23 protein-coding genes are annotated in these 21,423 nt (G+C 65.0%); 11 read left to right on the forward strand and 12 right to left on the reverse strand.

Features of this window, described 5'->3' with window-relative positions:
- The 8 genes from I5E68_RS00600 to I5E68_RS00635 form a co-directional block, all read right to left on the reverse strand.
- Window positions 1-516, reverse strand: coding sequence for a PaaI family thioesterase (locus tag I5E68_RS00600; protein WP_197164370.1), 516 nt, complete (start codon window positions 514-516; stop codon window positions 1-3).
- Window positions 506-967, reverse strand: a complete 462-nt coding sequence (locus I5E68_RS00605; protein WP_197159817.1) for a PTS sugar transporter subunit IIA — start codon at window positions 965-967, stop codon at window positions 506-508. The genes I5E68_RS00600 and I5E68_RS00605 overlap by 11 nt, the downstream gene beginning before the upstream one ends.
- Window positions 968-1,086: 119 nt before the next feature.
- Window positions 1,087-1,683: a ribosome hibernation-promoting factor, HPF/YfiA family gene (hpf, locus tag I5E68_RS00610; protein WP_197159819.1), complete on the reverse strand. Its 597-nt coding sequence runs from the start codon at window positions 1,681-1,683 to the stop codon at window positions 1,087-1,089.
- Window positions 1,684-1,709: 26 nt separating this feature from the next.
- Window positions 1,710-2,393, reverse strand: coding sequence for a DNA polymerase III subunit epsilon (gene dnaQ, locus I5E68_RS00615; RefSeq protein WP_197159820.1), 684 nt, complete (start codon window positions 2,391-2,393; stop codon window positions 1,710-1,712).
- Between the two features lie 50 nt (window positions 2,394-2,443).
- Entirely contained in the window at window positions 2,444-3,073 is a 630-nt protein-coding gene (gene coaE / locus I5E68_RS00620; RefSeq protein ID WP_323982044.1) for a dephospho-CoA kinase, read from the reverse strand.
- Window positions 3,074-3,075: 2 nt separating this feature from the next.
- Complete coding sequence (gene aroE, locus I5E68_RS00625) at window positions 3,076-3,966, reverse strand: shikimate dehydrogenase (protein ID WP_197159821.1); 891 nt, start codon at window positions 3,964-3,966, stop codon at window positions 3,076-3,078.
- Entirely contained in the window at window positions 3,963-4,544 is a 582-nt protein-coding gene (locus I5E68_RS00630) for a Maf family protein (protein WP_197159822.1), read from the reverse strand. Before I5E68_RS00630 ends, aroE begins: the two co-directional genes overlap by 4 nt.
- Window positions 4,545-4,593: 49 nt before the next feature.
- Window positions 4,594-5,439: a pyruvate, water dikinase regulatory protein gene (locus tag I5E68_RS00635; protein WP_197159823.1), complete on the reverse strand. Its 846-nt coding sequence runs from the start codon at window positions 5,437-5,439 to the stop codon at window positions 4,594-4,596.
- Window positions 5,440-5,787: 348 nt separating this feature from the next.
- Here I5E68_RS00635 and hemE point away from each other — a divergent pair, with 348 nt between their 5' ends.
- The 4 genes from hemE to I5E68_RS00655 all read left to right on the forward strand — a co-directional run bounded on the left by hemE (window position 5,788) and on the right by I5E68_RS00655 (window position 9,649).
- A complete protein-coding gene (gene hemE / locus I5E68_RS00640) occupies window positions 5,788-6,816 on the forward strand; it encodes a uroporphyrinogen decarboxylase (protein ID WP_197159824.1) in 1,029 nt (342 codons plus the stop codon).
- A gap of 136 nt (window positions 6,817-6,952) precedes the next feature.
- Complete coding sequence (locus I5E68_RS00645; RefSeq protein WP_197159825.1) at window positions 6,953-7,396, forward strand: CopD family protein; 444 nt, start codon at window positions 6,953-6,955, stop codon at window positions 7,394-7,396.
- 242 nt (window positions 7,397-7,638) lie between these two features.
- Window positions 7,639-8,895: a transcription termination factor Rho gene (gene rho / locus I5E68_RS00650; protein ID WP_197159827.1), complete on the forward strand. Its 1,257-nt coding sequence runs from the start codon at window positions 7,639-7,641 to the stop codon at window positions 8,893-8,895.
- A 46-nt stretch (window positions 8,896-8,941) separates the two neighbouring features.
- Window positions 8,942-9,649, forward strand: a complete 708-nt coding sequence (locus I5E68_RS00655; protein ID WP_197164375.1) for a YjbE family putative metal transport protein — start codon at window positions 8,942-8,944, stop codon at window positions 9,647-9,649.
- Between the two features lie 78 nt (window positions 9,650-9,727).
- On the opposite strand, the gene I5E68_RS00660 is transcribed toward I5E68_RS00655, so the two are convergent.
- The 3 genes from I5E68_RS00660 to I5E68_RS00670 are packed head-to-tail and all read right to left on the reverse strand — an operon-like array spanning window position 9,728 to window position 13,021.
- Complete coding sequence (locus I5E68_RS00660; protein WP_197159829.1) at window positions 9,728-10,702, reverse strand: quinone oxidoreductase family protein; 975 nt, start codon at window positions 10,700-10,702, stop codon at window positions 9,728-9,730.
- A 28-nt stretch (window positions 10,703-10,730) separates the two neighbouring features.
- On the reverse strand, window positions 10,731-12,317 hold the full coding sequence (locus tag I5E68_RS00665; RefSeq protein ID WP_197159831.1) for an FMN-binding glutamate synthase family protein: 1,587 nt from the start codon (window positions 12,315-12,317) through the stop codon (window positions 10,731-10,733).
- A 5-nt stretch (window positions 12,318-12,322) separates the two neighbouring features.
- Window positions 12,323-13,021, reverse strand: coding sequence for a dienelactone hydrolase family protein (locus I5E68_RS00670; protein ID WP_197159833.1), 699 nt, complete (start codon window positions 13,019-13,021; stop codon window positions 12,323-12,325).
- 187 nt (window positions 13,022-13,208) lie between these two features.
- Between I5E68_RS00670 and I5E68_RS00675 the strand changes: the two genes are divergently transcribed.
- From I5E68_RS00675 to I5E68_RS00700, 6 genes are all read left to right on the forward strand, one after another.
- Window positions 13,209-13,487, forward strand: a complete 279-nt coding sequence (locus I5E68_RS00675; RefSeq protein WP_197159835.1) for a DUF6489 family protein — start codon at window positions 13,209-13,211, stop codon at window positions 13,485-13,487.
- 117 nt (window positions 13,488-13,604) lie between these two features.
- A complete protein-coding gene (gene mnmE, locus I5E68_RS00680) occupies window positions 13,605-14,918 on the forward strand; it encodes a tRNA uridine-5-carboxymethylaminomethyl(34) synthesis GTPase MnmE (RefSeq protein WP_197159837.1) in 1,314 nt (437 codons plus the stop codon).
- A gap of 83 nt (window positions 14,919-15,001) precedes the next feature.
- Window positions 15,002-16,846 (forward strand): tRNA uridine-5-carboxymethylaminomethyl(34) synthesis enzyme MnmG, encoded by a 1,845-nt coding sequence (mnmG, locus tag I5E68_RS00685; RefSeq protein ID WP_197159839.1) that lies wholly within the window; start codon window positions 15,002-15,004, stop codon window positions 16,844-16,846.
- Between the two features lie 65 nt (window positions 16,847-16,911).
- Window positions 16,912-17,487, forward strand: coding sequence for a 16S rRNA (guanine(527)-N(7))-methyltransferase RsmG (gene rsmG, locus I5E68_RS00690; protein WP_228726988.1), 576 nt, complete (start codon window positions 16,912-16,914; stop codon window positions 17,485-17,487).
- On the forward strand, window positions 17,484-18,260 hold the full coding sequence (locus tag I5E68_RS00695) for a ParA family protein (RefSeq protein ID WP_197159841.1): 777 nt from the start codon (window positions 17,484-17,486) through the stop codon (window positions 18,258-18,260). Before rsmG ends, I5E68_RS00695 begins: the two co-directional genes overlap by 4 nt.
- Window positions 18,257-19,255 (forward strand): ParB/RepB/Spo0J family partition protein, encoded by a 999-nt coding sequence (locus I5E68_RS00700; RefSeq protein ID WP_197159843.1) that lies wholly within the window; start codon window positions 18,257-18,259, stop codon window positions 19,253-19,255. The genes I5E68_RS00695 and I5E68_RS00700 overlap by 4 nt, the downstream gene beginning before the upstream one ends.
- Window positions 19,256-19,303: 48 nt before the next feature.
- On the opposite strand, the gene msrC is transcribed toward I5E68_RS00700, so the two are convergent.
- A complete protein-coding gene (gene msrC / locus I5E68_RS00705) occupies window positions 19,304-19,795 on the reverse strand; it encodes a free L-methionine (R)-S-oxide reductase MsrC (protein WP_197159845.1) in 492 nt (163 codons plus the stop codon).
- 128 nt (window positions 19,796-19,923) lie between these two features.
- On the opposite strand from msrC, the gene I5E68_RS00710 reads away from it, so the two are divergent.
- Window positions 19,924-21,396, forward strand: coding sequence for a PQQ-dependent sugar dehydrogenase (locus I5E68_RS00710; RefSeq protein WP_197159846.1), 1,473 nt, complete (start codon window positions 19,924-19,926; stop codon window positions 21,394-21,396).
- Window positions 21,397-21,423: the final 27 nt, after the last annotated feature.

Consider the following 21,423-nt stretch of genomic DNA (forward strand, 5'->3'; position numbering starts at 1 on the left):
TCAGCCCCGGTTCGGCTCGGCGCCACCGGGCTGGACCGCAGCGGCGTAGCCCGGCAGACCCGACAGCGCGATGCGCGAGCGCATGAAGGTGCCGCTACCGCGACCCACTTCCTCGCCGTGCTGGTCGACCAGCCTCGATTCAGCGATGAACACGCGGCGCCTGCCACTGATCCACTGGCCTTCGGCAACGATCCGCCCACCGTTGATCGGCTTGGTCAGGTGCAGGTTGAACGAGGTGGTGAGCAGGAAGCGGTCGGTGACGAGCGTATTGGCGGCGTAGAAGGCCGCATCGTCGAGCATCTTGAAGTAGATCGTACCATGCGCTGCGCCTGCGGCATGGAACACTTCGGGCTCGACGTCGAACACGATGCGCGCACGCCCTTCGCCGGTGATCTCCAGCGAGCTGCGGAACATGTGATTGATCGGGGCCGAAGCGTAGAGGCTCTCGAGCGCCTTCCAGTGCAGGTTGGCACCCGAGGGGCCGCCCGGACCGCTTGCTGCGCCCTCAGGCGGCATCGCGGTCGATGACATTGCTCAGGAGGCTGTAGAGCGCCTCGGGAGAGGTCGCATCGAGCAGGCCGGCGTGCATGCGCTCGTCACGCATCATGCGCGAGATCGCCGCCAGCGCGTGCAGGTGCGTGGCCCCCGCGCCGACAGGAGATAGCAATCCGAACACGAGATCGATCGGCTGACCGTCGGCGGAATCGAAATCGACCGGCGAAGCCAGCCGGATGAAGGCGGCGACGGGACGGTGCAGGTTCTCGATGCGCGCGTGGGGAATGGCGATGCAGCGGCCGAAACCGGTGCTGCCCAGCTCTTCACGGGCGACCAGGCTGTCCTTCACGTTCGCGCTGTCGAGGTCGTAGACCGAGGCGAACAGGCCGGCGAGATGCCCGAGGATGGCATCCTTGCTATCGAGACTCGCCGAGGTGACGGCTTCGGGCAACAGAGTAAAAAGGCTTCTCATTCGGCTACAGACAACGGTCGCAAAACCGACCTTTCCGGTGTTCCTTAAACAGCCAACCCCCGGGAATACCGGGGGTTGTCCAGTTGTTCCTTGCGGAAATGCTGGGACGTGCGGGCGTGTCAGCCCGGTTCGACCCACCCAATCGAACCGTCGCCGCGGCGGTAAACCATATTATGACGACCGGTGCCAGCGTTTTTGAAGAACAGCGCCGTAGTATTGCGCAAGTCCAGCATCATCACCGCATCCGAAACCGTGGCTTCGGGTACGTCGACGCGGGTTTCCGCGATGACGACGGGCGCATCGGCCTCGTATTCGTCCTCGTGGCTGTCGGGGATCTCTTCAAAGATCGTGTAGGCGGCGTTGTCGATCCCGTTCGCCGCGCCGTCGGTGACCAGCGCCATCGCATGCGCGGACTGTTCCGAACGATCGGTGAGACGGCGCTTGTAACGGCGCAGCTGCTTGTCGATCTTCTCCGCCGCCTGGTCGAGCGCGAGATGCGCGTCCTGTGCAAGCCCGGTGCCCTTGAGCACGAGGTGCTGCATCACGTGCATCACGATATCGCAGCGGAAACCATTGGCGGGGCCGCGGCCAAACGTGACCTGCGAGGAGATGGCCCTGCTGAAATACTTCTCGATGATCGCCGTGAGCCGCTCGGTAGCATGGGCCTGAAGGGCCTCACCGGTTTCGACCTGATGACCAGAGACACGGATATCCATGGGCGAATACTCCTCTTTCTATCGTTTCATTGACCCCACAACGGGGTATCGACCGACTTGAGAAACTCCGCATGCGCTGCAAGTTCCTCCTCGGAAGCCGCGTGGGGGCGCGGCTGACGCATGACCCTGTCCCTTCGCACGAGGACCTTGGTCTGCGACACGATCTCTTCTTTTTCGGCGACCAGCTCGAGGCCGATCTGGCGACCGCCGCGCAGTTCGACATAGACCTGCGCGAGCAGCTCGGCGTCTAGCAAGGCGCCGTGCTTGGTACGATGACTTCGATCAATCCCGTAGCGCGAGCATAGCGCGTCGAGCGAGAGCTTGGCGCCGGGATGGCGCGCCTTGGCCAGCACGATGGTATCGACCATGCGCTCGCGGCTCACCTCGGGCAGGCCGCATAGGGCGAGCTCGGCATTGATGAAGTTGAAGTCGAACCCGGCGTTGTGCGCGACCATCGGCGCATCCCCGATGAAATCGAGGAAGTCCTGCGCGCATTCGGCAAACAGCGGCTTGTCGGCGAGGAAGGCCTCGGACAGGCCGTGGACCGCCTCGGCCTCGGCAGGCATCGAACGCTCGGGATTGAAATAGGCGTGGTAGCTGCGACCGGTCTCGACCCGGTTGACCATCTCCACGCAGCCGATTTCAACCATCCGGTCCCCGTTCTTCGGGTCGAATCCGGTCGTTTCGGTGTCGAAGATAATCTCTCGCATCTTCTCTCATATCTGCCTGCCAGAGCCCCTGCGCAAGGGGCCTGCGGCGATTATTCTTGGCCGCTCAGCGCAGCGACGATGCGCTCTACCTCGCGGCCTGTCTCTTCGAGGCTGGTACCGGTATCGATGACGAAATCGGCGCGTGCGCGCTTCTGCGCATCGGGTACCTGAAGTCCCAGAATCTGCTCGAATTTCGCCTCGGTCATTCCCGGACGCGCCAGCACCCTGCGGCGCTGTTCGGCAGCGGGTGCGGAGACCACCGCGACGGCATCGAGCCCCCGGTATCCGCCCTTTTCGTAAAGCAGTGGTATATCGAAGACCACGAGGGGTGCCCCGGGATGGGACATGAGAAAGGCCTCGCGCCGCGCGCCGACGGCGGGATGGACGATCGCTTCGAGTCGCGCGAGCGCCTCCTTGTCGCCGAACACCGCCGCGCCCAGCTTCGCCCGGTCGACGCCCTGCGCGCCCGTGGTACCGGGAAAGGCCTCCTCGATAGCGGGCAGTAACGCACCTTCAGGGCCCTGCAGAAGGTGAACCTCGGCATCTGCATCGAAGACCGGCACACCCAGCTCGCGAAACATCTGCGCGACGGTCGACTTGCCCATGCCGATCGAGCCGGTGAGACCCAGGATCTTCGGTCCCGAACGGCCTCGCGCCTCAGGGTTCAGAGCGCCGCTCACGGTCAGGCCTGCAGCATGGCGCGCAGCTCGGCATCGTGCTCGCGCGGCGGCTTCTCGCCAAAGAAGCGGGTGAAGGCGATGTCGGCCTGCCCGATCAGCATCGAGAGTCCGTCGACGGTGCGCAGCCCTTGCGCCTCGGCCTGTGCCAGCAGCGGGGTATGCAGAGGACTGGTGACGATGTCGTAGACCACGCTGCCCGGCGGTACGTGGCTGAAGTCGAAGGCGAGGGGAGGCTGCCCGGTCATGCCGAGCGGGCTCGCATTGACGATAAGATCGCAGCAGTGCGCGCGGTCATCGAATTCGAAATCGGTCGCTTCGGCGAAGTGGGCGATGTCGACCGCGTGGTGCTCGCCCTCGGGATCGAGCTCGTCGAGCAATGCGCGGGCCTTGTCGGGATTGCGCGCGGCGAGCACGATGACGAAGTGCTCGCGCGCCAGCGCCGCAACGATGGCGCGCGCCGCACCGCCCGTGCCCAGCACGCGCGCCATGCGGAACAGATGGGTGCGCTCGAGCAGCGGGCGCAGCGGTTCGAGGAAGCCGGGCGCATCGGTGTTGTAGCCAGTCAGCGTCCCATCATCCTCGCGCACCACGGTGTTCACCGCGCCGATCTGCCCGGCGACCGGGTCGATCCGGTCGAGCAGACCCATGACCGCCAGCTTATGCGGCATCGTCACGTTGCACCCGCGCCAGTCGGGATCGACGCGCCGCGCGGCGATGTAGTCGGGCAGTGCATCCACGCTCACCCGGCAATGCAGATAGCGCGCCTCGAGACCCAGCTTGTCCAGCCAGAAGCCGTGGAGCGCGGGCGACTTGGACTGGGCGATGGGATCGCCGATCACCTCGGCATAGGGCACGCCGAGCGGACGGTCGGTGTTTGCGTCGAAACCGCTCATGCACCCACTCCTTCACGGCGCAGCGCCGCCTGGACCTTGAGCAGCGGCATGCCCAGGATCGTGAAATAGTCGCCCTCGATGGCCTCGAACAACTGCACGCCGCGTCCCTCGATACGGAACACGCCGACGCAGCCGCCGACCTCGGGCCATTCGGCATCGAGATAGCGCTCGATGAATGAGTCGCTCAAGGAGGCGACATTGAGGCGCGCCTGCGCCGCCTCGGCCCATGTCACCGCGCCGTCGCGCGCGAGCGCGGCTGCGCTGTGCAGCACCATGACCTTGCCAGAGAAGAACCGCAGGTGCTCTGCCGCGGCCGCGCGGTCGGCGGGTTTGTCGAAGCGGCGTCCCCCGCACACGACGAGCGAGTCACTGCCGAGGACGAGTGCGCCGGGTGTTTCACGTGAAACAGCGAGCGCCTTCTCCGATGCCAGTGCAAGCGCGACCGCATCGGGCGCGGCATCGCCCATGCTGGCCTCGAGCGCGCGCTCGTCGATGTGCGCCGGGCTGACGGTGAAGGGAATGTCCGCAGCCTCGAGCATGGCACGGCGCGATGCGCTCTTGGAGGCGAGGGTGATCATGGCAGGTCCTGCTTCGTCGATTGGCCAAGGGTCAGATGGCCGTCTTGGGTCAAATGGGCTTGGGGCCGATCTGGCCGGTGCGCCCGGCAGCCTTGCGCTCGTTGTAGAGGTTGATCACCGCCGCGGCGGTCTCCTCGATCGAGCGACGGGTGACGTCGATCACCGGCCAGGAATTGTCGGCGAACATGCGGCGCGCGTACTTGACCTCGCTCACCACCATCTCTTCCTGCACATAGTCGGTATCGGGCGACTGGCTGAGCGAGAGCAGGCGGTTGCGGCGCACCTGGATGAGGCGCTCGGGCGCGGTGGTGAGGCCGACGACCAGCGGGCGCTTCAACCCGAAGAGCGAAGAGGGCGGAGGGCTCTCGGGCACGATTGGGATGTTGGCGACCTTGAAGCCACGATTGGCAAGGTAGATCGAGGTCGGCGTCTTGGAGGTGCGCGAAACGCCCGCCAGCACGATATCGGCCTCTTCCCAGTCTTCCCAGGCGATGCCGTCGTCGTGGGCGATGGTGAACTGGATCGCATCGACGCGCGCGAAATAGGCATCGTCGAGGCGGTGCTGGCGGCCCGGACGACCCTTGGCTTCCTGCCCGAGCAATGCCTCGAGCGCGTCCGTCACCCCGTCAAGCACCGCAATCGCGGGCAGGCCGAGCTGCTGGCAAGTCTCCTCGAGCCGGCTACGGGTATCCTCGTTGACGAGCGTGAAGAACACGAGCCCGGGGTTCGAGGCGATCTCGCCCATGATCCGGTCGAGGTGCTGTTGCGAGCGCACCATCGGCCAGAAATGGCGCAAAACCTCGGTATCGTCGAACTGCGCGAGCGCCGCCTTGGCGATCATCTCGAGCGTCTCGCCGGTCGAATCCGAAAGCAGATGCAGATGAAAACGCGCCATTTTTCGGCCTGGGATCGTCCTGTGGGGCTGGGGACCAGCCTGTGGAAACCACCCGGCATAAACCACGGGACAGAACCGGTGACAACCGGGCGGGCACTTTTCCTCCCCGATGTCACCGATTGGCTCCTCGGGTTCTGGACAGGGCGCGAGAACAACCCACAGGCTGTGGACAAGGCGGATAAGCTTTTCTTGACGACGAGCCGGTTCAGAGTCGCATGGACTCAAGAACCCTGTTCATCCCGGGACAAATCGGGCATTGCCCGGCCGTCCCCGATATCCACAGGACCAACAGACTCCATCTACCTTATATAAAAATCTCTATTTTTTTTGTTTGGACGAAAGAACGCGATGCCTGGCCTTCTCCTCGACACCCTGCGCGGCACGAACAGCAACAAGCGCCCGACCTGGCTCATGCGCCAGGCAGGACGCTACCTGCCCGAGTATCGTGCCCTGCGCGCCGAGAAGGGTGGTTTCCTCGCGCTGGTCTACGATACCGAGGCCGCAGCCGAGATCACGTTGCAGCCGATCCAGCGTTTCGGTTTCGACGGCGCGATCCTCTTCTCCGACATCCTGATCGTGCCTTACGCCATGGGTCAGGACCTTCAGTTCCTGGCAGGCGAGGGGCCAAAGCTCTCGCCCCGCCTCGTTGATCATGCCCTCGGAACTCTCGAAGCGGTCCCTGAACGACTCTCGCCGATCTACGAGACGGTGCGCCTCGTCTCGGCTGCGCTCGATGCCGACAAGACGATGCTGGGCTTTGCAGGATCGCCCTGGACGGTCGCTACGTACATGACCGCGGGCGAGGGTAGCCGTGACCAGCACGAGACCCGCGCCATGGCTTACAGGGACCCCCAGGGCTTTCAGGCGATCATCGATGCGGTGAGTCAGGTTACCATCGAATATCTGTGCGGGCAGATCGAGGCAGGTGCCGAAGCGGTCCAGCTGTTCGATTCATGGGCAGGCACGCTTTCGCCCGCACAGTTCGAACGCTGGGTCATCGCGCCAAACGCCGCCATCGTCGCGGCGGTGAAGGCGCGCCATCCCGAGACACCGATCATCGGCTTTCCGAAGGGAGCAGGCGAAAAGCTTCCTGCCTATGCCCGCGAGACCGGTGTAGACGCTCTGGGGATCGACGAGACTATCGACCCGATCTGGGCCGCGCGCGAACTGCCTGCCGGAATGCCGGTGCAGGGCAACCTCGACCCGCTGTTGCTGCTCGCGGGCGGCGAGGAACTCGATCAGGCGGCGACGCATGTGCTCGAGGCCTTTGCCGAGCGTCCGCACGTCTTCAACCTCGGCCACGGTATCGGGCAGCACACCCCGATCGCGCACGTCGAGCGCCTGCTGGCGACCGTGCGGGGCTGGAGCCGCGGCTAACAGCCTGAGTGGCCCCTAAAAGCAGGACTTGCAGCCGGGCCCGCAGCGCCTAGATGCTGTCCGGCAAAGCGGGCCATTCAAGCGGCGCGATTCCCGGGCAGGAAGCGCGCGGAACCGATCCTTTCAAGAGGGACCTATGGAGCAGATCTTGCAGACCACCTACCTCTGGCTCAAGGCCGGCCACGTCATCTTCGTGATCTTCTGGATGGCGGGGCTGTTCATGCTCCCGCGCTACTACGTCTACCATCAGGAGAGCGAGCCCGGTTCGGCGGAGGAGGCGCGCTGGATCGATCGCGAGGCCAAGCTGCGCAAGATCATCCTGACGCCCTCGATCATCGCGGTCTGGCTCTTCGGCATTGCGCTGGCGACCACCATGGACCTGTGGTCGCAGCCCTGGCTCCATGCCAAGCTGCTCTTCGTGCTCGGTCTCAGTGGCTACCATGGCTGGCTTGCGGCCTACGGCAAGAAGCTGGCGCGCGGCGAGCGTACGCTCTCGGGCAAGCAGCTGCGCCTGCTCAACGAGATTCCCGGACTCGCCGCCGCGGTGATTGTGGTGCTGGTGATCGTGCGCCCGTTCTGAATCGCGCGGTCATGGCAGGCCGGAGCCGGATCATCGGCCCGGTTCGTCGCATAATTGCACGCGATGGTCGCCGCGCGCGCGGTCCTCGACGTATCTGCGATTGATTCCTGGCCCATCTGCGCCTATCTGCGTGACTGACCGGCTTGAGGGCAGCGACGCCCGTTCGCTTGCCCGGATCCGCTTTCCCCAAGCCCCATGATCCGTCGGCCGCTTTCCAATCTTTCCATCCGGAATCCACGCAGATGCATCTCAAAGAACTGAAAAAGAAAACGCCGGCCGAACTGGTCGAAATGGCAGAGGATCTGGGCGTCGAAGGCGCCTCCACCATGCGCCGCCAGGATCTCATGTTCGGGATTCTCAAGGAAGTCGCCGAGGACGGCGAGGAAATCATGGGTCTTGGCACCATCGAGGTGCTGACCGACGGTTTCGGCTTCCTGCGCAGCCCCGAGGCGAACTACCTCGCGGGGCCTGACGACATCTACGTCTCGCCCAACCAGGTCCGCAAATGGGGCCTGCGCACCGGCGATACCGTGGAAGGCGAGATCCGCGCCCCGCGTGACGGCGAGCGCTACTTCGCGATCACCAAGCTGACCAAGGTCAACTTCGACGATCCCGACGCCGTGCGCCACCGCACCAACTTCGACAACCTGACCCCGCTCTATCCCGAGCAGCGCCTGCAGCTCGACACCCTCGACCCCACGGTCAAGGACAAGTCGGCGCGCGTGATCGACCTGATCAGCCCGCAGGGCAAGGGCCAGCGCGCGCTCATCGTCGCGCCGCCGCGTACGGGTAAGACCGTGCTGCTGCAGAACATGGCGAAGGCCATCACCGACAACCATCCCGAGGTGTTCCTCCTCGTCCTGCTCGTCGACGAGCGTCCCGAGGAAGTCACCGACATGCAGCGCTCGGTCAACGGCGAGGTCATCTCCTCGACCTTCGACGAGCCCGCACAGCGCCACGTCCAGGTCGCTGAGATGGTTATCGAAAAGGCCAAGCGCCTCGTCGAGCACAAGCGCGACGTGGTCATCCTGCTCGACTCGATCACGCGTCTGGGCCGCGCCTACAACACCGTGGTGCCGAGCTCGGGCAAGGTCCTGACCGGCGGTGTCGACGCCAACGCCCTGCAGCGCCCCAAGCGCTTCTTCGGTGCTGCGCGCAACATCGAGGAGGGCGGTTCGCTCTCGATCATCGCGACCGCGCTCATCGACACCGGCAGCCGCATGGACGAAGTCATCTTCGAAGAGTTCAAGGGCACCGGTAACTCGGAAATCGTCCTTGATCGCAAGGTTGCCGACAAGCGCATCTTCCCCGCGCTCGACGTGGGCAAGTCGGGCACCCGCAAGGAAGAGCTGCTGGTTCCCAAGGACCAGCTCTCCAAGATGTGGCTGCTGCGCCGGATTCTCATGCAGATGGGAACCGTCGACGCCATGGAGTTCTTGCTCGACAAGATGAAGAACTCGAAGACCAACGAGGACTTCTTCGCGAACATGAACCAGTAAGCGGGCGCAGGCTCGCGACAGGACGCAAGGGGGCTCCATCGTGTCAATTCTCGAGACTCTCGTCGTGGCGGCCTCTCCGGGCGGCCCAGGCGAGATCTGGAACCATATCGTCAATGACTTCTCGAACCTGTCCGAGCCCGCCGCGCTGGCGGCCTTCGGGCAGGTCCTGATGATCGACCTGCTGCTGGCGGGCGACAATGCCATCGTCGTGGGTGCGCTTGCGGCGGGACTGCCAGCGGCCGACCGCAAGAAGGTGATCCTGATCGGCATCGGCGCCGCGCTCGTGCTGCGCATCGCCTTTGCCCTGATGGTGACCTGGCTGATGGGGGTCGTCGGGCTGATCTTCGCCGGCGGGCTGCTGCTCTTGTGGGTCGCCTGGAAGTTCTGGCGCGAGCTGCGCGCCGACAGCGGCAATGTCGGCTCGCCCGAGATCGAAGGCGACGAGCATTCGGGCCTCAAGTCCGCCCGCAGCTTCGCGGGCGCGGCATGGGCAGTGGCAGTCGCCGACGTCTCGATGAGTCTCGACAACGTGCTCGCGGTCGCGGGCGCGGCGCGCGAGCACCCGGGCATCCTGATCGTCGGCCTGCTGCTCTCGGTGGTGCTGATGGGCCTCGCGGCCAATCTCATCGCCCGCTACATCGAGCGCTATCGCTGGATCGGCTACGTGGGTCTTGCCGTGATCGTCTATGTCGCGGTCAAGATGATCTACGATGGATGGATCGATCCGCAGCTGGGAATCATCTCGCTGTTCTGATTGATCGGCCCATCTCATTGAAAAGGCCCGGTATCGTCATGCGATTCCGGGCCTTTTTCATGGTAGTGGGTGTCAGTCTCAGGGGATCAGGACGGTCGATCCGGTTGTCGCGCGGGCCTCGAGCGCGCGGTGAGCCTCGGCGGCGTTCTCGAGTGCGAAGGTCTGTCCGATGCGCGGAGCCAGCACGCCGCTCTCGATCCGCGAGAACAGCTTCTCGGCTGCGGCATCGAGCATCGCGGGCGTTGCGATATAGTGGGCGAGGGTCGGGCGCGTGGCATAGAGCGAGCCGCCGCCGCTCGTCATCAAATCGAGCATCGCCACCGGGGGCACCGCGCCCGAAGCATTGCCGTAGCTGACCATCATCCCGCGCGCGCGCAGGCTGGCAAGCGAGGCCGTCCAGCTGGCCGCGCCGACACCGTCGTAGGCGACGTGGCACATGGCGCCATCGGTGATCCGTGCGACTTCGCCCGCCAGTTCCTCGAAGGCGCAATGCAGCGAATGTTCGGCCGGGACCGAAGCAGCCTTTTCAGCGCTGCCGCTATGCGCGATCACGGTCACGCCTTTGTCGGTCAGCCAGGGCACGAGGAGCGAGCCGACACCGCCTGCGGCAGCATGGACGAGGGCAATGTCGCCTTGCTTGGCGGGGAAGGTGTCCTCGGCCAGATAGCAGGCGGTGAGCCCCTTGAGCAGGACGGCCGCGGCGATCTCGGGTTCGATCGTCCCGGGTACCCTGATCGCCTTGGCGGCAGGGATCACGCGGTGGCTCGCATAGGCGCCGCCGTTCTGGGTGCAACCGACCCTGTCACCGACGGAAAAGCCTTCGACCTTCGCGCCGATCTCGATCACGCGTCCCACGCTTTCGGAACCGAGGCGGATCGGCAGCGCATCGGGATAGAGTCCCTTGCGGTAGTAAGTGTCGATGAAGTTCAGTCCGACCGCTTCGGTCTCGATCAGAAGTTCGTCCGGGCCGGGTGAGGGGACCTTGAATGTTTCACGTGAAACAACGTCGGGACCGCCATGCTCCTTGACGATCATCCGGTAGCCATTGGCCATTTCGCATTTCCTTTTGGGGAGAGTGTGATCAATTGACGCGCCGGAAGGTGTCTGCGCTTGCGACCCTCCAGGCATGGGCATAGTTGGTCGCGTCCGGGTCGCCGATCAGCTCGCCGGGTTTGAGGAAGCTGTAGACCTCGTCGAGAGGTCCGGCCTTGGCACTGTCGATGCGCTGGTAGGTGTCGTGCTGGTTGAGGTCCCAAGGGCTGTCGTAGCCCATGGCGACGACGATCTCGCGCAGGGCATTGACCGTCTCCTTCTGGAAACGTGCAACGCGCTCGGCCTTGTCATCGACGACGAGGCCCTTCTGGCGCCAGGCGAGCTGGGTGGCGACGCCGGTCGGACACTCGCCGGTGTGGCACTGCATCGACTGCACGCATCCCAGCGAGAACATGAAGGCGCGCGCAGCATTGCACCAGTCAGCACCCAGGGCATAGGCACGGGCCATGCCGGCACCCGAATGGACCTTGCCCGATGCACCGAGGCGCACGCGGTCCTTGAGATTGCACCCGACCAGCGCATTGCGCATGAGGATCAGGCCTTCGCGCAAGGGCATGCCGACATTGTCGGTCAGTTCCTGCGGTGCAGCCCCGGTGCCGCCCTCGGCCCCGTCGACGACGATGAAGTCCGGCGTGATCCCGGTCTGGAGCATCGCCTTCATCAGCGCCATGACTTCGTGCGGTTGGCCGACACAGAGCTTGAAACCGGATGGCTTGCCGCCCGAGAGTTCACGTAGCCGGGCGACGAATTCGAGCAGTTCGACAGGGTTGGAGAAGGCCGAGTGGCCCGGCGGGGATATGCAATCCTCGCCGACGTCGACCTTGCGTGCCTCGGCAATCTCCCGGGTGACCTTGGCGCCCGGAAGCATGCCACCATGACCCGGCTTGGCTCCCTGGCTGAGCTTGATCTCGACCATCTTGACCTGGTCGTCGCTGGCCTGCTCGGCGAAGAGATCGGCATTGAAGGAGCCGTCCTTGTGGCGGCAGCCGAAGTAGCCGCTGCCCAGTTCCCAGATCAGGTCGCCGCCATGCTTGCGATGGTAACGGCTGATCGAGCCTTCGCCTGTGTCGTGCGCGAAGCCTCCGAGAGCGGCCCCCTTGTTGAGCGCCTCGATGGCATTGGCCGAAAGCGAACCGAAGCTCATCGCCGAGATATTGAGCAGCGCGCTGTCGTAGGGCTTGGCGCATTCGTCGCCGCCAATGCGCACGTGCCACGTCTCAGGCGCCTTGTCGTTGGGCGCGATCGAGTGGCCGAGCCACTCGTATTCGTCCGAATAGACGTCGAGCTCGGTGCCCATCGGATGTGTCGAGATCTCGCCCTTGGCACGGGCGTAGACTAGCGCGCGCTGGTCGATGGTGAAAGGTCGGCCTTCGCGATCGCTTTCGACTATGTAGGAACGCAGGAACGGACGCAGGTCCTCGAACAGCCAGCGCACTCGGGCGATAAGCGGATAGTTGCGCCGCAGGGCGTGGCGGGTCTGGACGAGGTCCCAGAACGTCACGAAGAGCGCCGGGAGCAGCAGGAGCAGCGTCCAGCGCAGGATCGGCGTAGCACCGAAGGCGAGGGTGAGTGCCACCACGAAGAATGGCACTGCGACACGAGGCGACATGCGCATCCCGCTTAGCCGATGTTTTCCTCGAAGAACGCTATCGTTCGGCTGTCGGCAAGTGCGGCGCCTTCCTCGTCACGGCGTGAGCCGATTTCGGCTGCGAAGCCGTGGTCGAGACCTTCATAGTCGTAGAGCGTGACACGTGGATGGTCGTCGAGGCCCTCGTGCATGGCCTTTTGCGCTTCGGGCGTGACGAAGTGATCGGCGGTAGGCACGTGTAGCATGAGCGGGCGTGATATCGCGTGCTTCTCGTTCAGCATCTCGTCGATGCCCACTCCGTAGTAGCCGACCGAGGCATCGATGTCCGTGCGCGCTGCGGTCTGGTAGGCGATCTTGCCGCCCATGCAGTAGCCGACGAGCCCGACCTTCTGCACGCCTGCCTCGCGGCGGATCCAGTGGATCACGGCCTCGATGTCGCGGATTCCGGCCTCGAAGTCGTGATTCATCATCAGCTCGATCGCGCGGTCGAATTCCTTCGGGTTGTCAGCGTCTAGCTCGACGCCCGGTTCCTGCCGCCAGAAGGTGTCCGGAGCGACGGCGAGGTAGCCGCGCTGGGCCCATTCGCCCGCCTTCTTCACGATGCCCGGATCGACGCCGAAGATCTCCTGCTGGACGATGATCGCACCCTTGGGCGTGCCAGCGGGCTTTGCCACGTAGGCGGGGATCGCGGCCTTGCCGTCGAGGGTCGGGATTTCGGTGTTTGTCGCCATCGGGGTCTCTCCTTGGTCGGTCTTCAAGCGGTATCGGGGTGATCTGGTCGTGCAGGGTCTCGTCTAGGGTTGGGGTGCCCGAGCGGGCATGCGGGACGGGTGCTGCCCCGAGTTAGGCACTGGCGATGGACTTTGCCACGTGTATGTGTCAGCCTCGACGCAAGAATTTCACAATCGGGAGGACCTGATGAAGGTCAATGTCGAGGTCGAATGTTCACCCGAGGAAGCCCGTCGCTTCCTTGGACTGCCCGATGTGACGCGTGCCAACGACGTCTATGTCGATGCGCTGGCCAATGCGATGAAAGGTGCGGGCAGTTTCGATCAGCTCCAGGAGCTGACCAAGCAGATCGCACCGATGGGCCAGATGGGAATCAAGCTGTTCCAGCAGTTCCTCGAGAATGGCGTTGCCATGGCCATGAGCGGCGCCGGACAGGGGCTTGGCGACAAGCCCAAGGACCAGCACTGAGAATGGCGGGCAGTGCAGTTCGCTGCACCGCGCTTGCCACGAGGCCTTCGTTCTGCTGATGACGTGCCGCCGTCGCTGACGGTGCACGTGCATCTCTGAGGTTCGAAGGCAGCTTTGATGACCGACACGATCTTCGCGCTCTCGAGTGGGTCTCCGCCTGCAGCCATCGCGGTCGTGCGGGTGAGTGGTCCGCTGGCCAAACCGGCGCTCGCACAGCTATCGGGTGGGCGAGCGGAACCTGCACCGCGCCGTGCGGTGATGCGCACCCTTACTGTTCCACGTGGAACAGTGCTCGATCAGGCGCTCGTCCTTTGGTTCCCCGGACCGGCCACGGCGACGGGCGAGGACCTTGTCGAGCTGCATCTGCACGGGGGCAGGGCGGTGGTCGCAGCAGTCGAGCACGCCCTCGAGCATCTTGAATTCGATCATGGCGCGCGCCTGCACAGGGCACTGCCGGGCGAGTTCACCCGGCGCGCCTTCGCCAATGGTCGCATCGATCTTGCCGAAGCCGAAGGGCTTGCCGACCTGCTTTCAGCCGAGACCGAAATGCAGCGCCAGGCGGCCATCGCCATGGCCGGAGGCGAATTGTCGCGGCTGGTCGAGGACTGGCGCGGCCGGGTGCTTGGGGCCTCCGCCGTCGTCGAGGCGGTACTCGATTTCGGTGACGAAGATGACGTGGAGGAATTGCCCGCTGGGTTCGTCGAACGGCTGGGTGAACTCGATCGCGAGATCGGTGGCTGGCTCGAGCGTCCCCGTGCCGAAGCGCTCAAGGAAGGGTTCCGCGTGGTCCTTGCAGGCCCACCCAATGCCGGCAAGAGCACCTTGTTCAATGCGCTGGTCGAGGACGAGGCCGCGATAACCGCGCCTATGGCAGGGACGACGCGCGATGTCCTGATCCGGGCCGTCGCGCTCGATGGTGTGCCTTTTGCCTTCGTCGATACTGCAGGCCTGCGCGACGAGAGCAGTGATGCCATCGAAATGATCGGTATCGACCGCGCCCGCGCACAGCTCGAGCGGGCCGACCTCGTACTCTGGCTGGGCCCTGAGGGTGAGGGACCCGACGGCGCCTGGGAGATCGCGGCGCAGTCGGATCGGGGCCCCGATGGTTCGCATACGGGAACCGTCAAGCAGCAGCCGCGTCATCGCCTGTCCGCCGTCACCGGAGAGGGTCTCGATGCTCTGCGGCGCGATCTGATCGGTGCGGCGAGGGCGGCCTTGCCGGTGCCGGGAGAGGCCGCGCTCAATGCAAGGCAGTCGGCATTGCTCGGCGAGGCACACCAGGCCATCGGTCTTGCACTGACCGTGAGCGATCCGCTTCTGGTCGCCGAGAACCTGCGTCAGGCACGGGTCGCCTTCGATGGCCTAGTCGGGCGGGCGACCACCGAAGACATGCTCGATACGCTCTTCGGACGCTTCTGCATCGGCAAATAGCCGCAGGACTGTTCCACGTGGAACACTGTTTTCGCGTTTTGCCGCTTTGACGGGAATCTTCAGGTAGAGTAAGCGCGGGAGCCATGCACTCCTTCGACATTATCGTGATCGGCGGCGGCCATGCCGGCTGCGAGGCTGCGGCGGTGGCTGCGCGCATGGGCGCGAAGGTCGCGCTGGTCAGTTTCGATCTCGACGCAATCGGCGCGATGAGCTGCAACCCGGCTATCGGCGGGCTTGGCAAGGGCCATCTCGTGCGCGAGGTCGACGCCTTCGATGGCCTCATCGGACGTGCGGCCGACGCTGCCGCGATCCACTACCGCATGCTCAACAGCTCGAAGGGCAGTGCGGTGCAGGGCCCGCGCGTGCAGGCTGACCGCCGCCTGTTCAAGGCTGCGATCCAGTCTATGCTCAAGGACCAGGGCGATCTGACTCTGGTCGCCGGCGAGGCTGCGGCACTCGTCTTCGAAACGGGCAGGGTGGTGGGCATCGAGCTCGCCGATGGGACCCGGCTCGATGCACGCGCGACGATCCTGTGCACCGGGACCTTCCTGGGTGGCACGCTCTTTCGCGGGGAGGAGCGTCTCGTCGGCGGTCGCATCGGCGAGTCTTCGGCGCAGCGCCTCGCGCAGCAGATGCGCGGGGCAGGGCTCCCCATGGCGCGGCTCAAGACCGGGACGCCGCCGCGGCTCGACGGGCGCACCATCGACTGGGCTCGTCTTGCCGAACAGCCTTCGGACACCGAGCAGTGGACGATGTCGGCGATGGGTGCGCGCAGCGTACCGCAGGTCTTCTGTGCGATCACCCGCAGCAATCCGCAAACGCACGACATCATTCGTGCGAATCTCGACCGCTCGCCACTCTTCTCGGGCGCAATCGGTGCACAGGGGCCGCGTTATTGTCCTTCGATCGAGGACAAGATTCACCGCTTCGCCGACCGCGACGGGCATCAGGTCTTCCTCGAGCCCGAGGGCCTTGCGACTCATCTCGTCTACCCCAACGGGGTGAGCACTTCGCTTCCCACCGACGTGCAGGTTGCGATGATGCGCAGCATGGAAGGGCTGGAGACGGTCGAGATCGTCGTGCCTGGTTATGCGGTAGAGTACGACCATATCGACCCGCGCGCGCTGCGCCCGAGCCTCGAGCTGCGCGACATGCCCGGGCTCTACTGCGCGGGCCAGATCAATGGCACGACCGGATACGAGGAAGCCGCCGCACAAGGCCTCGTCGCGGGCATGCACGCTGCGGCTGCGGTTCTCGAACGGAACCCCGCACCGCTCGACCGTGCCAACAGCTACATGGCGGTGATGATCGACGACCTCACCCTGCATGGGGTAAGCGAGCCCTACCGCATGCTCACCGCTAGGGCCGAGTATCGCCTGCGCCTGCGCGCCAACAATGCCTCGAGCCGGTTGACGCCGCTGGCGCTCGAAGTGGGCGCTGTCGGCGAGGCACGTCGCGCTTGGTTCGAGACCCGCGATGCGCAGCGTCGCCACCTCGATGATGCACTCTCGCAGCCGCTTAGTGCCGGAACGCTGATCGAGGCAGGCTTCGATGTGCGCGCAGATCTCGGGCGCTTGCCGATGCGCGAGTGGCTGCGGTTCGATGGTGTCGATATCGCGGCACTGGCCCCATGGCTCGGCGAGGCGCTCCCCGAAGATCTGGCGCTGATCGATGAGGTTGCCGAGGACGCGGCCTATGCGCCCTATCTCGAGCGTCAGGAGCGTGAGCTGCGCGACTTGCGTGCGAGCGAGGCGCTGCCGCTCGGCGATGACTTCCCTTATGCCGAGATCCCCGGCCTCTCGCGCGAGATGGTCGAACGTCTGACCCGGGCCCGGCCTGCCACTCTCGCAGCTGCCGGGCGCATCGCCGGGATCACCCCCGCCGCGCTCGCGGCTCTGCTCGTCCATGCCCGAAGGGAAGCCGCGTGATTCTCGAAACCGAAAGCCAGGCCCGCGACTGGCTTACCAGTCTCCCCGAAGTCGATGATGCCGCCATGGCGCGGCTCGAGACGCTTGTCGATCTCCTTGCCGAAGAAAACCAGCGGCAGAACCTCGTGTCGGCTGCCAGCCTCGAGGCGGTGTGGCTGCGCCACATCGTCGATTCCGCACAGCTCCTGCCGCATGTTCCACGTGGAACAGACAAGTCCTGGCTCGACCTCGGTACGGGGGCGGGCTTCCCCGGACTGGTGATCGCGGCACTTCGCCCGGAGTGCGAAGTGCTCATGGTCGAATCGCGTGCGCGGCGCATCGAGTGGCTCGACCGCGCGCGAATCGCGATGGGACTCGATCGTGCACGTGTCCTCGGGCAACGCCTCGAATTGGTCGAGACTCGCGAAGTCGGCGTCATTTCAGCGCGTGCATTCGCTCCACTTGCCCGCCTTCTCGAGTTATCCGCGCGATTTTCCACAGGTGACACGACATGGCTGTTGCCCAAGGGGCGTTCGGCACAGCAAGAATTGGAAGACCTTCGCAACTGGCGGCACGTGTTCCACGTGGAACAGTCTCTCACGGACCCGCAAGCAGGCATTATCGTCGGCACATTGGCCGGCAGGAAGGGTAAAACCAGGTGATCCGGATTGCTATCGCCAACCAGAAGGGCGGCGTCGGAAAGACGACCACGGCCATCAATGTCGCGACGGCACTGGCGGCAACCGGCTGGAAGACCCTTCTCATCGACCTCGACCCCCAGGGCAATGCGTCGACCGGGGTGGGTGTCTGGGCCAACGATCGCGAGCGTTCGTCCTACGACGTCCTCGTCGACGGGGCAGGGGTCGAGCAGTGCATCGTGCCGACCTCGATCCCGGGCCTGGATCTGCTGCCGGCAACGGTCGATCTCTCGGGCGCCGAAGTCGAGCTCGTCAATTCCGACGACCGCGCGCATCGCCTTCGTGCGGCGCTGCACGATGGTCTCGATTACGACGTCTGCCTCGTCGACTGCCCGCCTTCGCTTGGCCTGCTCACGCTCAATGCGCTGACTGCGGCCGATACGCTGCTGGTGCCGCTGCAGTGCGAATTCTTTGCGCTCGAAGGGCTCAGCCAGTTGCTCCAGACGGTCGAGCGGGTGCAGCAGCGCTTCAATCCCGATCTGGGCATCATCGGTATCGTCCTCACCATGTTCGACCGCCGCAACCGACTCACCGACCAGGTCTCCGAGGATGTGCGCAGCTGCCTTGGCAAGCTGATCTTCGAGACCACGATTCCGCGCAATGTGCGCTTGTCCGAAGCGCCGAGCCACGGCGTTCCCGCGCTGATCTACGATCATGCCTGCGCGGGCAGTAGGGCCTACATGGCGCTGGCCCGAGAATTGATTACCCGCCTGCCCGAGAAGAGGCAGGCCGCATGAGCGAGGATACCAAAGTTTCGATGACCGCTGCCCCGACGCCGCCGCGCAACCGTTCCAAGGGCCTGGGCAGGGGGCTTGGCGCCCTGCTTGGCGAGACCCGCCGCGAGGAGCCGGTCGGCGTTGCCTCGGGCGCAGAGGGTGCGGGCGAGGGCGGTCCCTCGGGCGCGGGCAGCACTGGCGGACGTCGTACGACCGGGCTGATGACGCTGCAGATTGCGCAAATCACGCCGCACCCTGATCAGCCGCGGCGTATCTTCGACGAGGAGGCGCTCGAGGAGCTCGCCGCCTCGATCGCGCAGCGCGGCGTGATCCAGCCTATCATCGTGCGCCCGGTCGATACCGGGGGCTATCAGCTGGTTGCGGGCGAGCGTCGCTGGCGCGCAGCGCAGAAGGCGCAGCTCCACGAAATCCCGGCGCTGGTCCGCGAGCTTTCCGAGCGCGAGGTCATGGCGCTTGCGCTGATCGAGAACCTCCAGCGCGAGGACCTCAACCCGATCGAAGAGGCGCGCGCCTACAACCGTCTCGCCGAGCTTGAGAACATGACTCAGGCCGAGATCGCCCGCATGGTCGACAAGAGCCGCAGCCACGTCGCCAACTTCCAGCGCCTGCTCGCGCTGCCCGAAGACGTCATCGCGATGGTCGAGCGCGGCGAGCTCTCGATGGGTCATGCGCGTGCGCTGATCGGCTGCGACGGTGCCGAGGAGATCGCCGAGTCGGCCATCGCCAAGCAGATGTCGGTGCGCGAGGTCGAAAAGCTGGTGCGCAAGAAGCTGCGTGGCGACACGCCCTCGCAGCGCCGTTCGGCACGGCCCGCCAAGGACCCTGCCGACGATGCCGACATCGTCGCGGTCCAGGGCCATCTCGAAGAGTTCCTCGGGCTTCCGGTCAAGATCCAGGCCGATGCCGACCCGCGCTCGGGTGCAGTGACGATCCGCTACGCAACACTCGACCAGCTCGATCTGATCTGTCAGCGCCTGACGGGCGGCGAGATCTGAAACGACAAAGCCCCGGTACCGTAAGGTCCGGGGCTTCCTTCTTGCGGCTCAGCGCTCGACGATGGCCTTGCCGATGAGGGCAGCCAGAGCCTCGACGCCCCTGGCGTCATCGTCGTCGAAGCGGTCGGGCACCGGGCTGTCGAGGTCGATGACAGCGATTACCTTTCCGTCGACCACAACCGGCACGACCAGTTCCGAGCGGCTCGCCGCGTCGCAGGCGATGTGGCCGGGGAAGGCGTGGACGTCCGGCACCAGCTGGGTCGTCGCGCTGCTAGCCGCCGTACCGCAAACGCCTGTGCCGAGTGCAATGCGGATGCAGGCGGGCTTGCCGATGAACGGCCCGAGCACCAACTCGTCGCCGATCATGCGATAAAAACCGGCCCAGTTGAGGTCGGGCATCAGCTGCCAGATGAGCGCGGCGATGTTGGCCATGTTGGCGACGCCATCGCTCTCGCCCTCGATCAGCGCAGCAGCGGCCTGGTTGAGGAATTCGAGGCGTTCGGTCTTGGACAGGTCGTCCTGAAGGGCAAAGTCGTACATGGGCGCTGCGTTAGCGCACCTTCGCGCGTTTCCCAACCTGCCAGCGCGCGCCGCCTTTAAATGTTGCACGTGAAACACTGGCTCAGCCCCGGTTGCCGAGGCGCGCGCCTGCGCCTATCTCAAGGGCCATGCGCTCCATCCTTCTCAAGGCCTTGGCCGTCCTCGTCCTGATCGTTCTTGCGATCGTCGCCTTCTTCGCGTGGGCACAGTTCTCCAACAGCTCCGACCTGCCGAGCGATGCGACCGCGGGCAAGGACCCGCAGCTCGTCGAGCCGGACCCGCAGTGGATCCCGAGCATGAAGCTCGTCGAGCCGGTGGGCTGGGGGCAGGGCGAGAAGCCCGTTGCCGCCAAGGGCCTTGCGGTCGCGCGCTTCGCCGAGGGACTCGATCACCCGCGCACGATGCTGACACTGCCCAACGGTGACGTGCTCGTGGCCGAGACCAAGGCCCCTGCCGCGAGCGAAGACGAGGGCTTTGTCGGCAAGGTGATGCAGTGGGCGATGGGCAAGGTCGGCGCCGGTGGACCTTCGCCCGACAAGATCGTGCTGCTGCGCGATGCCGATGGCGATGGCAAGGCAGAGCAGAAATTCGATTTCCGCAGCACCGACCTGCACTCGCCCTCGGGCATGGCCTATGCGGACGGCAAGCTCTACGTCGCCAATCACGATGCGATCCTCGAATTTGCCTTCGAACCGGGCGCCACCAAGCTGGAGAGCAAGGCGCGCAAGGTCATGGACCTGTGGCCCGGCGGCAATCACTGGATGCGCAATCTCCTCCTCAGCCCCGATGCCAAGCAGCTCTACGTCGCGGTCGGCTCGGCCAGCAACATCGCCGAGAACGGCATGGAAGAGGAAGCCGGTCGCGCCGCGATCTGGGAGATCGACACCGATACCGACCGCCGCCGCCAGTACGCGGCGGGCATGCGCAATCCCAACGGGCTCGACTGGAATCCCTCGACCGGGGAAATGTGGGCGACGGTGCAGGAGCGCGACATGCTCGGCCCCGATCTCGTGCCCGACTACTTCACCAATGTCCCTGTCGGCGCGCAGTATGGTTGGCCCTGGGTCTACTGGAAGAACGTGTTCGACGAGCGTGTCGAATGGCCGATGCAGACGTACATGATCGAATATACCCGCAAGCCCGAATACGCGATGGGTGCGCATACGGCGGTGCTGGGCATGACCTTCGACAAGGGCGGTACGCGCATGGGCAAGGCTTTCGGAAATGGCGCCTTCATTGCTCGCCACGGTTCGTGGAATCGCCGACCCGCCGTCGGCTACGATGTCGTCTTCATTCCCTTCGATGCCAATGGCAATCCGAAGGACGTGAAGCCGGTACCGGTGCTCAGCGGCTTCCTCATGGATGGAGGCAAGACGCATGGCCGTCCGACCTGGGTGAGCTGGGACAAGACCGGTGCGCTGCTGGTGAGCGACGACACGGCCGGGATCATCTGGCGTGTCGTCGCGCCGGGGGCCGAAAAGTCATCGAAGATCGAACCGGTCGAGGTCGAGCACATCAAGCCCAAGGAAGGCCTGGTCGATCCCACTTCACCCGGCAATTTCGAGGCAGGCTTCAGGGGAACCGATCGCCTGCTTCCCTGACCTTGGCCACCATCGCCAGAATGGAAA

The organism is Novosphingobium aureum (assembly GCF_015865035.1).
GTDB lineage: Bacteria > Pseudomonadota > Alphaproteobacteria > Sphingomonadales > Sphingomonadaceae > Novosphingobium > Novosphingobium aureum.